12 protein-coding genes and 4 tRNA genes are annotated in these 12,992 nt (G+C 45.2%); 13 read left to right on the forward strand and 3 right to left on the reverse strand.

Annotated features, from left to right (window positions below; translation table 11 throughout):
* Positions 1–31 precede the first annotated feature (31 nt).
* The 6 genes from CWE08_RS05950 to CWE08_RS05975 are packed head-to-tail and all read left to right on the forward strand — an operon-like array spanning position 32 to position 5,252.
* Positions 32–1,585 (forward strand): GspE/PulE family protein, encoded by a 1,554-nt coding sequence (locus tag CWE08_RS05950; protein ID WP_126766712.1) that lies wholly within the window; start codon positions 32–34, stop codon positions 1,583–1,585.
* Complete coding sequence (locus tag CWE08_RS05955) at positions 1,551–2,606, forward strand: type II secretion system F family protein (protein ID WP_157981232.1); 1,056 nt, start codon at positions 1,551–1,553, stop codon at positions 2,604–2,606. Before CWE08_RS05950 ends, CWE08_RS05955 begins: the two co-directional genes overlap by 35 nt.
* Positions 2,607–2,660: 54 nt before the next feature.
* The gene (locus tag CWE08_RS05960; RefSeq protein WP_126766716.1) at positions 2,661–3,179 is read left to right on the forward strand and encodes a type II secretion system protein; all 519 of its coding nucleotides are present in this window, start codon (positions 2,661–2,663) and stop codon (positions 3,177–3,179) included.
* 3 nt (positions 3,180–3,182) lie between these two features.
* A complete protein-coding gene (locus CWE08_RS05965) occupies positions 3,183–3,395 on the forward strand; it encodes a hypothetical protein (protein WP_126766719.1) in 213 nt (70 codons plus the stop codon).
* Entirely contained in the window at positions 3,388–4,671 is a 1,284-nt protein-coding gene (locus CWE08_RS05970) for a type II secretion system protein (RefSeq protein ID WP_126766721.1), read from the forward strand. The genes CWE08_RS05965 and CWE08_RS05970 overlap by 8 nt, the downstream gene beginning before the upstream one ends.
* On the forward strand, positions 4,668–5,252 hold the full coding sequence (locus CWE08_RS05975; protein ID WP_126766723.1) for a TadE/TadG family type IV pilus assembly protein: 585 nt from the start codon (positions 4,668–4,670) through the stop codon (positions 5,250–5,252). Before CWE08_RS05970 ends, CWE08_RS05975 begins: the two co-directional genes overlap by 4 nt.
* 68 nt (positions 5,253–5,320) lie before the next feature.
* Here the strand turns inward: CWE08_RS05975 and folD are convergent, their stop codons facing one another.
* The gene (folD, locus tag CWE08_RS05980) at positions 5,321–6,193 is read right to left on the reverse strand and encodes a bifunctional methylenetetrahydrofolate dehydrogenase/methenyltetrahydrofolate cyclohydrolase FolD (protein WP_126766726.1); all 873 of its coding nucleotides are present in this window, start codon (positions 6,191–6,193) and stop codon (positions 5,321–5,323) included.
* 234 nt (positions 6,194–6,427) lie between these two features.
* On the opposite strand from folD, the gene CWE08_RS05985 reads away from it, so the two are divergent.
* From CWE08_RS05985 to CWE08_RS06015, 7 genes are all read left to right on the forward strand, one after another.
* Positions 6,428–6,504, forward strand: a tRNA-Pro gene (locus tag CWE08_RS05985).
* A 34-nt stretch (positions 6,505–6,538) separates the two neighbouring features.
* Positions 6,539–6,615, forward strand: a tRNA-Arg gene (locus CWE08_RS05990).
* 63 nt (positions 6,616–6,678) lie between these two features.
* Positions 6,679–6,754, forward strand: a tRNA-His gene (locus CWE08_RS05995).
* Between the two features lie 29 nt (positions 6,755–6,783).
* Positions 6,784–6,860: transfer RNA gene (locus CWE08_RS06000), tRNA-Pro, on the forward strand.
* A 157-nt stretch (positions 6,861–7,017) separates the two neighbouring features.
* Entirely contained in the window at positions 7,018–8,298 is a 1,281-nt protein-coding gene (locus CWE08_RS06005) for a flavohemoglobin expression-modulating QEGLA motif protein (RefSeq protein ID WP_126766728.1), read from the forward strand.
* Positions 8,299–8,332: 34 nt separating this feature from the next.
* Entirely contained in the window at positions 8,333–9,499 is a 1,167-nt protein-coding gene (locus tag CWE08_RS06010) for a trans-sulfuration enzyme family protein (protein WP_126766730.1), read from the forward strand.
* Positions 9,500–9,502: 3 nt separating this feature from the next.
* Entirely contained in the window at positions 9,503–10,108 is a 606-nt protein-coding gene (locus tag CWE08_RS06015) for a YigZ family protein (RefSeq protein WP_126766733.1), read from the forward strand.
* Here CWE08_RS06015 and CWE08_RS06020 read toward each other — a convergent pair.
* Complete coding sequence (locus CWE08_RS06020; RefSeq protein WP_126766735.1) at positions 10,101–10,814, reverse strand: hypothetical protein; 714 nt, start codon at positions 10,812–10,814, stop codon at positions 10,101–10,103. The two genes, CWE08_RS06015 and CWE08_RS06020, sit on opposite strands and share 8 nt — an antisense overlap.
* Positions 10,815–11,044: 230 nt before the next feature.
* Complete coding sequence (locus tag CWE08_RS06025; protein WP_198677097.1) at positions 11,045–12,667, reverse strand: GGDEF domain-containing protein; 1,623 nt, start codon at positions 12,665–12,667, stop codon at positions 11,045–11,047.
* Between the last annotated feature and the right edge of the window lie 325 nt (positions 12,668–12,992).

Consider the following 12,992-nt stretch of genomic DNA (forward strand, 5'->3'; position numbering starts at 1 on the left):
GAAGTGCATACGTAGAAATTATGGGGTAGATATGGAAGTTATCAATGACACTCAGGCTTTAGGTTATGTCCACGTTTCCTCGCAACTACTGCAGCCTTGTTTGGATTTCTTCAATCAATGGAATGACCCAGAAGTTGTTGCGGTTGTATTAGAAGATGGGCGGTTGTTGGCATCGGAGAAAGCTTGGAGAACTCAATTCTTAGCGTTGCAGCAGTTGGTTTTTGTTGCTCGAAATGCTTGTCCTGTGAGTAAACTTTGCCAAGGGCCGGCGGCAACAATTCGGGAAATTCTAACTGATGCAGATGGGCAGCGCCGAGCGCTTGAGGTTCAAGCTGGATTGGCCCAATACGAGGAGAACTTAGCGAAACAAACGCTCAGCGATATTGTATCGGAGGCGCTGGCTATGGGTGCTACTGATATTCACTTACGGATGAGTGGTCAAGATGCTCGAATCTCATTTCGAATCGATGGTTTGCTATGTTGGCAAGGCAACCGAAGCCGAATATTTGTCACTGAAGTGGTTGCAGCCGCTTTAAATACTCAATCTGACGACTGTTCCGATGTATTTGATGAGCGAACAATATCTTCAGCAAGCATTTCCTTAACGTTACCAGAGCCTCATGGTGAAGTGCGAATTAGGGCGCAAAAATCCCCATGTCGTGATGGCTTTACGGTGACGCTAAGATTGCAAAAAAGTGGTCAGAAAGAGTTGCCAGATCTTTCGTCGCTTGGTTTTTCAACTAGCACTATTGTAGCGTTAGAGAAACTGATGCAGCACTCTATGGGCCTGATATTGATATCTGGTCCAACCGGACACGGTAAAACAACGACCCTCGCAGCAATGAATCGATTGTTGCCAGAAACTCGAAAAGTTATTTCACTTGAAGATCCGATTGAAATCGTACAACCGGCGATCGAGCAAAAGTTTGTACCAAATACACCGGAGAATAACGCATTTTCGGAAATGTTAAAGGTGGTTTTACGCGAAGACCCAGATGTCGTTGAAGTCAGTGAAGTTCGCGATTTAGCCACCGCAACATCAGCAATCAGTGCAGCACTTACCGGTCATTTAGTGGCATCAACTATTCACGCGAACGATGCTATCGGTATTCTACCCAGATTGCTTGATATTGGCTTAAGTGCAACGCAATTGAGCCAGCCAGGATTGTTAGCGGGGCTCATCGCACAGCGATTGTTACCGCATTTGTGCCCTCGCTGCCGTGTTTTGGAGAAAAACGGAAAACAGAATAACGGAAAAGTATATTGGACCCGTCACGAGGGTGGCTGTGCGCATTGTCATTACCGAGGTGTCATGGGTCGTATTGTAGTGAGTGAAGTTCTAGTGCCTGGCTTAGATGCAGGCGGCTACATTCGCGATCAAGATTTTTACGGTTGGCGAAATCAACTTCAGAAACAGGGCTGGCGGAGTATGGCGAGCGAAGCGGAGCGCTTGGTTACTCAAGGGTTGGTATCGCTTCAGGATGCTCGTGAAATAGTACCTAATATGCATTTACACATTTCCCAGGAAAACATTAGCAAGGATGATTCTCATGATGTCAGTTTTACCCATGCCGCGAATTCGTAGGCGTTTGAATCACAGAAGGCAGCTAGAGTTTCTCGTTGATTTTAGCCAGTGGTTAGCTGATGGACAAGCTCCCGATGCTGCTTTAGCAGGCATGGAGTTGCTTGCTAAAGAGAGAAAGGATCGCCATCAGTATCAGGTTATTAAACAATTGCGTAGTGCTTTGGCTCAGGGAAAACCTGTAGCTGTTGGAATGCAGAATGATTTTTCGAAAGAGCTCCAAGTACTTGTTGATATTGGCCAAAGGGCTGGTTGCTTGCCTGAATTAATAGCGCGCCATCAAGTATTTAATGATCGTCGTAGACAACTCTTAAAGCGTGTCGGGCAGGGGCTAACTTATCCTTTAGTGTTACTTCTTGCGGCAATAATCGCTGTTGCTTTTATAGGAGCTGTGGTATTACCAAAATTTCAAAGTATTGATACCCTGAGCGGCCTTCCTTTATTCAGTGGTATGTTACAAACACTTGGCATAGCGATTGTGCAAGTGGGGCCACTGGTCATTCTAACCATCGTTTTAAGCATTCCGTTGATGGTTATTGGGTTACCAAGGTATAGAAAACGGCTTCCCCATCATTTTCAAAATATATTTATTCTCACAGTTATTAATGCGTATCACGCTATTTATTTACTACAAGGTTTGAGCCTGTTTTTAGCTTGCAACATAAGCCTCGAGCACTCGCTACGACTTTTCGAAGCGCGATGCTCGAGTTACTTGCGGGAACACGTTAAAGCAATGCGCAAATCTCTAGGACGGGGTGAAACGAGAATGCCTAAGGTGTTTGCTACTGGCCTCCTCAACCCAGCAGTGCTGTACCGCATGGAAGTGGGTGCAGCAACGCGTCAGTCAAAGCGTATTTTGTTTGCTCACTTGGCGGACCGAATTATGCTTGATACTGAACGTTTGGTAATCACTCGGCAACGAACAATGGCATACCTTTGTTACTCAGTTGCAATCTTACTCATACTTTTAATCATATTCGGTTTAGGGCAGTTGTTCACCGAATTAGCACAGCAATGGGCATAGATGTTGTTAAAAAATGCTCTTAATTATCTCAATAAACCAAGCAAGGAGCTCTACATGACAAATGGAATTGATAAATCAGATTTGCACATTGGCAAGATAAGTTCAGCCGCTAAACCTAATCTCGGAGAACACAATCGGCGAAATGCTGGCTTTACGTTTATCGAGGTTTTAGCAGTACTGGGTATTATTGCTCTCGCTACGGTGGGTGTCTTGAGTTTACGCGATTGGGCAACAAGCAACGCACGTATTGCCGAGGTGAAATCCCAAGTAGCCACAATACAATCGGGGGTTCAACAATGGCGTCCTCGTAATGGCGTCTACACTGGTATTTCTGTGAGTAGCCTTAGTAGCGTAGCTTCACTGCCCATAGATTGGGCTGATGGTACCGGCATTAATCCTTGGGGCGGCGATATAGAAGTAACGGTTGATTCAGCAGATGCAACACGTTACCAAGTACGATTTACCAATATTCGTGTGGAAGAGGAGGGTATGCGGCTGCAGCGAGACTTCGCTGATATCGCGGAAGCGGTGAACTACGCTGCCGGCACCTTCGAAATAACTTTCCAAGGCTAATTTATGTCGGGCTTTTCCTTATTCGAGCTCACCCTAGTGCTGGGCATTTCAGCCGGGATTTTTGCTTGGCAAGCGCAATCTTGGCAAGTTTTTGAATTGAAAAAGCCGTTGCAACATTCAGTTCAAAATATCTGCACCAGCTCACAGGGTGTAACTCACCGACATCAAGAAGAAAACTATTGGTTTTCTGAAAAAGGAGAGCTTTTCTGTGTCTAGTAAGGTGTTGTCGAAGGACGTTCTGGCGAAAACTGTAACGGTAAACAAGATTGCGGCAAATGACCCAAGCACTAACGAGGTTATGGTGGATGGCCGGGCGACAAACCAAGCGGCGGCCGGAAAGCAATCAGCAAGAAAGAGTAACCAGTTTGGTTACTCTTTGCTGGAACTTCTTATTGTTTTAGCTTTTTTAGGGACATTACTTACTTTTGCGATCCAGTTTTCCACAACACAACAACGGCAAGCAAGAATACAGTTATTTGTTGCCGAATTAAATGACTTAAAGAATGCTGTATACGCGGCTCGGGAAGTTACTGCCGAAGAATTATCGGTAACTAATCTCATTGCCGGGAAACATTACTTTGGTGCGGAAGTGAGCCCATGGGGTGAACCTTATGCCATTGTAGAGAATGAAGAGGGGGTATTTGTAAGCGGTTATGCTGAAAATCAACAATTGGCCGAGCTTGCAGTTAACAAATTAGCAGCTGCAGATTTCGAGGCAAGTTGGGTGAAAGTCTTTGTCTACCGGCCTAATCCACAATTCGATGAAGAACAATTTTTGCATCGGGATTTTGATGAGCAAAGGCCATATCTTAATCAAATGAATACAAATTTAGATATGAATGCTAATGACATCGCTAATGTTGGTGAGTTAGCTGCAGAACAAGCTAATTTCCTGAACAGCAACGCTAACTTAGCTTGGTTTGATAACTTAGTTGCCGAAGATGCAACATTCGACGAATTGTCGGCAAATTTTTTAAGTAGTGAAAACGCACTAATCAACGAGTTGGATAGTAATGTTCTTGAGGTAAATGAGTTACTTGTTAGTGATTTATTCGCGGAAAATTTGCAGATCAGTGCCCCTAGCGTTACGGTGCAACTACTACAAGTTAATGATTTACAGGGTAGTAATTTATTTACTGAGCAACTGTCGGTAGTGAATCAACTCTCTGTAAATGGAACCTTATATGCCAATAATGGTGAGGTTGATTATATCAACATAGATCAGTTGTTTGCAGAAAATGCCACCATTCAGAGTATTGAATCACAATCATTGAATGCGAGTACTATTACTGCCGATTCGGTTACCGCTAACCAATTCAGTGCTAACCAAATGCAGGTGTTGGGAAGCTTGCAAGTAACAGAGTTGAGCGCTGGAAACATTTTCGCCTTTGATTTTATTACGCCATCAAGCTCTTTGAATGCAGTTATTCAACAGGCGGCGGCTCTTGATTCGTTATGGCGAGATTGCATTAACAGCGGAGGTTGCCAGTGAATGCTCATCGTTTTCTGGTAAAACCAATGCTTGGGCAAAGTACAGTGGAAGGCACGATTACCTTAGGTTTGTTTTTCCTATTCTTGGCAGCATTAGTTCAGCTAATCTGGTTGCTATTGGTGCAACAAATGTTGCAGGCAACTACATTAAGTGCCACCCGCGTGGGCGCTCGTTCTAATATGGATAAAGCGGCTATGCAGTTGCTGGTACAGAGCCGCATGCAATCGATACCTGGTATGGAGCTACATTTACCTAAGATAACTCGATTAGCGCCAAGCGACGGCGATATAAAGCAATATGGCCGTTTTAACAAAAGTACTCAAGAATACCGGTTGCCCACGGAGTTCCCGGCAGTGAGCCTTTCACTATTAGGGCGGGAGGAACAAGAGAGATATTTAAAGCTGCGAGTACTTCAGGTTGAAATAATTTACTGCTTTCCGTTGCAAGTACCGTTAGCCGGCGCATTCATCAATGCTATCGTGGAAACCGACGCTTATTGCCAAACGCAACCGCGGCGCCACCCAGTAATGAGTATTCAAACCCGAGCAACGGTCCCTCTTGAAAATGATCTTAAGATTTAAATCATCTGACTACTACTAGTGCTCATGAAGTTACCACCTAGCACTAACCTAGAGATCAAAAATTAGCATTAATTGTCTTGCTGAAAATCATTACATGCTTGCAATGTATTGGCCATTAGCATTGCTACCGTCATTGGGCCAACACCACCGGGAACCGGAGTAATAAAACTAGCACGCTGTTGCGCAACATCGAACTCAACATCGCCACATAGTGTTCCATCGCTGCGGCGATTAATTCCAACGTCGATTACGATAGCACCGGGCTTTATCCAATCGCCAGGAATAAAGCCTGGCTTACCAACCGCAACAACAAGAACATCCGCCTGTTTTACATGTTTTGAAAGATCTTGAGTAAAGCGATGGCACACAGTTGTTGTAGCACCTGCTAACAAGAACTCTAGGCTCATTGGTCGGCCAACAATATTCGACGCGCCAACGATAACTGCATGCTTACCGTGCAAATCAGTGCCCGTGCTCTCTAGTAATTTAATAACACCGTAAGGCGTGCAGGGGCGAAGTACAGGTAAACGCTGGGAAAGGCGGCCAATGTTGTATGGATGAAAGCCATCTACGTCTTTTTTTGGGTTAATGCGCTCCAAAATCCGCGTTGAATCTAATCCTGCAGGAAGAGGTAGTTGTACTAAAATTCCGTCTATTTCTTTATCTTCATTCAAGGTATCAATGAGTTGTTCTAAGGTTTCTTGGCTCGTTGTTACGGGTAAATCGAAGGCTTTCGATATGAAACCTACTTCATCGCAAGATTTGCGCTTGCTCCCAACATACACTTGTGAAGCTGGATCTTGGCCGACTAAAACAACAGCTAATCCCGGCGCGCGTTTGCCCCCGGCCAGGCGCTCAGCAACGCCGTGTTTTACGTTATTGCGAATTGTTTGAGCTATGGCTTTACCATCAATTAGTTGTGCGATGTTTTGGGAGGTCATGATAGTTTCGATTCCGAAAAGAATAAATTACTGAGAACATGGTTATTGTCGCGGAAAACGAAGATGAGAACAATGAAACGCACGAAGTTTAAGCATATTTTCTGCAATTACCAGATAACTGCCGTAAAAATAGGCATACAGCACAGTATTCTGAAAAATTGTTTGACGAGGTGCCAGCAGATAGGTAATATTCGCCCCCGTTGAGCTCCTGTGTTTTTTCAGGAAAGCAACTGTCGGCGATTAGCGCAGCTTGGTAGCGCACTTGGTTTGGGTCCAAGGGGTCGCAGGTTCAAATCCTGCATCGCCGACCATTTTTTCTTTATGCTAAACCGTAGGAAGAGTAACGCGCCCGTAGCTCAGCTGGATAGAGCAACTGCCTTCTAAGCCGTCGGTCGCAGGTTCGAATCCTGCCGGGCGCGCCAGTTTCACTATTAGTTAAAGTGAAAAGAAGGGTGTTAGCACTTAGCATAGAGTTTAAAACAGTGGTGGGTGTAGCTCAGTTGGTAGAGCCCCGGATTGTGATTCCGGTTGTCGTGGGTTCGAGTCCCATCATCCACCCCATTTCCCAAGATTTACAGTTCCAGTATTGTCGGCGATTAGCGCAGCTTGGTAGCGCACTTGGTTTGGGTCCAAGGGGTCGCAGGTTCAAATCCTGCATCGCCGACCACTTCTGCTCAAAGCTCTATTCAAATAAGTTATATCCTCCAAAAGTGTTCGCCGTTAGATTGTCAGCAACAATTCTCAATTTCACTGTATCAAAATTAATTATTGCGTATGATATCGCTAGAGTTTCGAAAGAACGATTAATTTGAAAGAGATTGAATATGCTTGATAAGCAATTAATGGCCAATACCCGCGAACTTTCCGATCGCTTAGTGCAGCTGCAAGCACCGATTCGCATTCTCGACGCGGTAAATTGGGATAGAAGCATAAGGGAGGAGTTTTTTCGCCAAGATGCTCAACAGAATCCAAATATTTCCCGCAGTTATTACCAACAAAAAAACCTAGGCTTCAACCCAGAATCCTTACGCCAAGGCCTAGCTGAGTTACAGCGCGATATTGTTCGCCAACTTGGTCGATTAAGCCCCGCATCACAGCTGATGATTCGTGCCTGCCGCGAGTATCGTGATGTTGTTCGCATGATTGAGGCACGCGGCACAGCCGAATTTCATGAGTTATCCGTAGAGTTATTTGGTCACCCGGATGACGTTTTCCATGCTAATGAACCCTCTTTATCAGAATTGGCAACCATGCTACAGAGCCCGCTCGATAGCTTGCTAGCGAGTGATGCGCTACCTGAAGAGAAGAAAAGTATTGAAGCGAGTGAAGCCGTTTCACGCTTACAGGCGCAATTAGATCACAGCATGCCGAGTGTTGATGTTCAGGTTATGCTTTCCGATGGTATCGTTAGCGATGCGGCGGCTGGCAGCGATCGGATAAAGCTAAATCAGGATGTTATGTTTTCTCAGCGGGAGCTAGACATTCTAGAGGTACATGAAGGTTGGATTCATGTGGGTACAACGCAAAATGGCCTGAAACAGCCCTACCTTACGTGCTTAAGTAAAGGAACGCCGAGTGCCACTATTACGCAAGAGGGCCTTGCAGTTTTAACTGAGGTTATCACTTTGCGCTCAACACCTAGGCGCTTAGCCAAATTAGTACAGCGCATTCATGCCGTTGCTTTGGCTGCTGATGGGGCAGAGTTTGTAGAGGTTTATCGGAACTGTTTAGAGCAAGGCATGCGGCCCGAAGAGAGCTATACCCTAACCCAACGAGTGTTTCGCGGAAGTACTGCAAACGGTAAGCCATTTACCAAAGATTTAGCCTACATTCGTGGTTTTGTGTTGGTGTATAACTTGATTCGGGTTGCGGTACAACTGGGTAAAATAGATCGATTACCTTTACTGCTAACTGGAAAAATAGCCATTGATGATTTTCGTCTGATTTGTGAGCTGGCTGATTCTGGGATGATTGCGCAACCTGATTTTGTTCCACCACACTTTAAAGACCTGCGGGGTTTAGCAACTTGGTTGAGTGTTGGCCGTTTCCTCGGTGATTTCTCCTTTACCCAATTAGAAAACGATTATCGGCCATTGATTCCATGAGTTATTTCTCAGTTTAAACATGCAAGGATTATAAATGAGTGTAAAACGTTCTTCGGGTTATTCATTACAAACCCGTGTTGCTCAGGCGTTAAGTTATGTAGAACCGAATACTCAGGGGTTAGTGCCGCCTACGTATAATTCTACAACTTATTTGCGAGATGCCGATAATCAATATCGTTCTGGTTTGGTATATTCACGAGCGGATAATCCAACGTATCGCATTGTTGAAAGTGTGCTTGCGGATATCGAAGAGGGCGCCGATGCGCTTCTATTTTCATCCGGTATGGCCGCTGCGGTTACTGTTTTTCAGGCATTGCGGCCGGGCGATCATGTTCTCGCTCCAAAGGTGATGTATTGGGCATTGCGGAATTGGCTGTTAACGCTCGGAACCGAATGGGGATTGCAAATCGAGCTGGTGGATATGGATGACCTCGCAGCGATTGAAAAGGCCTTGGTTGCGGGTAAAACTAAGCTAGTTTGGTTAGAAACTCCGGGAAACCCCCTGTGGACCATTTCGGACATTCAGGCCATAAGCGCATTAGCGCACGCCGCTGGAGCTAAAGTGGCGGTGGATTCAACCTGCGCTACGCCCGTTCTGAGCCTTCCTATCTCCCTGGGGGCTGATATCGTAATGCACTCAGCCACTAAGTATTTAAACGGCCATTCAGACGTGATTGCCGGTGCACTGATCACAGCCGAAGATAACGATTTTTGGCAACGTATCCGGATGGTTAGAAAGCAGGGCGGTGCAGTGCTTAGCCCGAGTGATGCGAATCAATTGTTACGTGGTATGCGAACCTTAGAATTACGAGTTCGCCAAAGTGCGCAAAGTGCTCAAATTATTGCAGAAAAGTTAGAATCATTAGCCGCTGTAAAAGCGGTGCTTTATCCTGGGCTACCCTCATTTCCAGGACATGATATTGCATTACGGCAGATGCCCGGCGGTTTTGGTGGGATGCTATCTGTGCGCTTATCAAATGAAACGATCGCGATAAAAGTGGCTGCAGCCACGCAGTTGTGGAAGCGCGCAACGTCTTTAGGTGGTGTTGAAAGCCTGATTGAACACCGGGCAAGTATTGAAGGTTTGGATTCACCAGTACCAAGTGATTTGCTGCGTTTGTCGGTGGGCATTGAAGATGCCGATGAACTGTTTAATGATTTACAGCAGGCTATCGAAGCCGCAATAAGTGCTTCTGAATAAACTATGTCTGCTTCTAATTATGTGGCAACCGGCAGTGCGCGATGTGAAATTGAAATAAAGAAAAGCCGCTTTATTGCCTACGCTTATGCTGCGAAAACTCGCGAGCAAGCACTTGAAATACTGGCAAGTGTGCGAACACGATACCCAGATGCTCGGCATCATTGTTGGGCTTACGCGCTCGGTGGTATTAATAGCCCAATGAGCGCGGCCATGAATGACGACGGTGAGCCCAGTGGCACTGCCGGAAAACCTATTTTGAATGTTCTGCAGCACAAGGGCATAAGCAACGTTATGGTTGTGGTAGTCCGTTATTTCGGTGGTGTAAAGTTAGGCGCTGGAGGGTTAGTGCGTGCTTATTCACAAGCGGCTGAAGCGGTCATGCAAAAGCTTCCGAATGAGATTCATGTTGCATCGAGTAGGTGGCAATTAAACTTTGATTTCGCATTAGAGCAACCGCTGCGGCATTTTCTCAGTGCACATGAAGGTGAAATCTTAGCCATTGATTACAACACTCAAGTTACTGCCTCACTAGCGCTGCCAGAAAAACATTCGCAAGCGTTATTGGGTTTTTGCGCGCAATACCAGTTGAGTGTTGAAAACCTCAGTTGATAAGTAGCAATCGATTACTTAAATCAACTTGGCAGTAACGTCCTTGGCCAACCATTTGGGCCATATTGCTGTTGCTATCCACGAAAGTAACAGGGCCTAAACCCATACTCAGTAAATCAGCCTCAGAATAGTAAAACCCCTGATACTGCTCAGTCATACAGCCTATGTTTTTATCAAAACCGTAAACGGTAATATATTGATCCACATTGATACGATTAAAAAATCGAGTTTCGCGGCGTAAATATGCATTCGCGTTTTGTGCAATGAAGTTACTCACACCGGGGAACAATGTGGATGTCCACTCACTTAATTTATTTTGCTCCAGAGCCCCACCGGCCCAAGCGACAACAGCACCCTCATTGACAGTACGCGTTTTCGCTGCGGTAAATATGTAATTTGCGCATGCTCGCTTGCATATGCCTGTTACATATAAATTAAAATCATTACGATACAGAATGTAGCCAAGCTGCATTGCCGCCATTGGGTCGGAGGTATCACTGGAAATTCGCAGTTGCTTAATTTCCGGATATTGTCCAACAAGGTTGTCTAACTGCTCTACAGTTGCCCGTGTTACCTTGCCTTCAATAGTAAAATGGTTTGAGGACACTTGCACTTCTGCACCATCATCGGGAGGCGGTGAGGAGCAAGCGGCAAGGAAAAGAACACTCATCGCGATTATTTTACGGCTAAGAAAGTACTGTCGCATTTAAATTACCTTTCTCTGTGTTTTTTATTCTTTTTTAATACATCACGTTCTGCGCAACATACTGTACCTTTAGTTTCCTATCCTAGGTTATAATTTTGTTACCGGCAACCGCATATTTCCACGAATTAAGATTCTTTTCGTATCAGCGAAACACAAACCATTTTGCTGGAAACAAAAGGCTTCCGATTTTTGTGTGCTGTGAAGTGCCGCCGTAAATCTGGCTCAGTAGGCTAGGAGTTAATATCACTGCTGTCAGAGTTATCTGGAACAGTATGCTCAACTCGGTTTCTACCCTTTGCTTTAGCGAGCGTTAGCATGTTGTCCGCTTGATTTACGATATCCTCAGGCCCATCGCACGTAGATAAGCAAGCGATACCACCACTAACGGTTAGTTTGTTGCCATTTTTCTCAATTTTGCGCTCATCAGGTTGCAATGTTGTATTGCTAGTTGAGCGTTCAACGCGTTGCGTTATACCTTGGGTTTCGAGTAAACGGAGAAATTCATTACTGCGTTGGCATGCCTCGGCGAAACTAATATGCGGAAGCACTACTGCAAATTTTTCCTCAGAAAATCGGCACAGAAGCTCACCATTGCGGCGAAAATGCTGTTTAAGTAAGCCGGAAATCGTTAAAATAAGTGCGTCTGCTGAAGTAACGCCGAGTTCTTCTTTGTGTGATTTAAAATCATCGATAGCAAACATTGCCACGGTAAGTTCATGCTGTTGGCGCAACGCTCTGGCAACTTCTTCATTCAGCCTTTCGGTAAATTGTTGCGGATTCGCCAAGCCTGTTAATCCATCGCGCAAAACAAGCTCACGTAAAGCGTCATTCTTTGCCATCAATTGTTGTTGTGAGGTTTGTAATGTTTGATAAATTCGATCATTACTTACCGCGGTAGCGATTAATTCACCGATTAAGCGCGTGCGGCGAATGTCGGCCTCCGACCAACGGCGGTTTCGAGCTACCATGTCAAGGCCAATAACGCCAATCAGCTCGTTCATATCATATAAGCCAACACAAAGAATAGAGCGGATATCTTCGCGCTCAAACTCAGCTTTTTCCAGTGCGCCCGCAGCAGGAATTGTTGCGGTATCGGCGATGGCTAATACGCCCTGATCCCTAATTTGTTGGAAAAACCATGGCAATTGTGAATTAGGGATTTGTTGTAAATCATCGATATGGCTTGATATTCCATCGTTAACCCACTCATGCGTATTGCTCATTGTGGTGTGTTCGAAATCAAATAAAAACACGTAAGCTCTATCGGCTTGGCAAAAATTACCGATACGCTCGAGTGCAAGATGAATATTTAAATTGATGTGCTCTTGCGTTGAATTGCGCAGTGATGTTGATAAATCAGTGACTATTCTTTCGAAGCCAATTGAATCTCGAAGTGATAATTCAGCGCTCGACATATCCATGGGCGTGTTCTTGTTTACGAACAAGCGATGATCTCGAGGCTGCAATGTGAGTGCATAAATCCGTTCATCATCACCATAGAATTGGTTGCTTTCGATACTTACAGGAATATCCTTAACGATGAGGTCTCGACGATCAATCACTTCCCCCGATAATGCTGCCATAATCGGAGATGGCACTGGTTCCGGATTCGCTGAGGCGCCAGTTAGATGAATATCGGGGTAGAAGGAAAGCCTCTCGAATTGGGGCTTTAACGCTGATTCTGGATCTAGATTAAGCATTTCTAATGCTGTTTGATTAGCGAAGTAGCTGCGCGAATAACCCTGTGAGCCCTCTGATTCAGCGGCAAAAACAACGGCTACAGGTAGGAGATCAATAACTGCTCGCCAATTTTTTATTGAAGCTTGGAATTCCGGCATAGTGTGCCCCGTCATGCAGGTGTTCTTTTTATTATAGACACTAACACCCATAAGGTTGCTTTTTCAGCCGCGGTTTGTCAATTTTTGATTCGGCTTGTTTGGCACACAACAGCTAATTTATCCATCCGTTGATAAAATCGGTGGGCTATGCTCGACTCTGCGGCTTGTCATCGTTATAATGTCGCGTCATTTTTTCATGAAGTGCGCATTGTGCACTTGATTCGAAAAGATTAGGTGGCCGCGGAGTCGACACTCCGAGTATGCAGGCCCCAGATTTCTTGGAGTAGCTTAAACGCCGCGCTAGTAACGTTTTTGTGAATGTTTCACGCTCTTGGCTGAG

It is taken from the genome of Aliidiomarina iranensis (genome assembly GCF_003987135.1).
In the GTDB taxonomy this organism is placed as follows: domain Bacteria; phylum Pseudomonadota; class Gammaproteobacteria; order Enterobacterales; family Alteromonadaceae; genus Aliidiomarina; species Aliidiomarina iranensis.

What these genes read in the sequence shown, in the direction of transcription:
- CWE08_RS05965 (WP_126766719.1), top strand. Translation starts at nt 3,183, where the DNA reads ATGTCGGGCTTTTCCTTATTCGAGCTCACCCTAGTGCTGGGCATTTCA.
- CWE08_RS05955 (WP_157981232.1), top strand. Translation starts at nt 1,551, where the DNA reads ATGATGTCAGTTTTACCCATGCCGCGAATTCGTAGGCGTTTGAATCAC.
- CWE08_RS05950 (WP_126766712.1), top strand. Translation starts at nt 32, where the DNA reads ATGGAAGTTATCAATGACACTCAGGCTTTAGGTTATGTCCACGTTTCC.
- folD (WP_126766726.1), bottom strand. Translation starts at nt 6,193, where the DNA reads ATGACCTCCCAAAACATCGCACAACTAATTGATGGTAAAGCCATAGCT.
- CWE08_RS06025 (WP_198677097.1), bottom strand. Translation starts at nt 12,667, where the DNA reads ATGACGGGGCACACTATGCCGGAATTCCAAGCTTCAATAAAAAATTGG.
- CWE08_RS06010 (WP_126766730.1), top strand. Translation starts at nt 8,333, where the DNA reads ATGAGTGTAAAACGTTCTTCGGGTTATTCATTACAAACCCGTGTTGCT.
- CWE08_RS06020 (WP_126766735.1), bottom strand. Translation starts at nt 10,814, where the DNA reads ATGCGACAGTACTTTCTTAGCCGTAAAATAATCGCGATGAGTGTTCTT.
- CWE08_RS06005 (WP_126766728.1), top strand. Translation starts at nt 7,018, where the DNA reads ATGCTTGATAAGCAATTAATGGCCAATACCCGCGAACTTTCCGATCGC.
- CWE08_RS05960 (WP_126766716.1), top strand. Translation starts at nt 2,661, where the DNA reads ATGACAAATGGAATTGATAAATCAGATTTGCACATTGGCAAGATAAGT.
- CWE08_RS06015 (WP_126766733.1), top strand. Translation starts at nt 9,503, where the DNA reads ATGTCTGCTTCTAATTATGTGGCAACCGGCAGTGCGCGATGTGAAATT.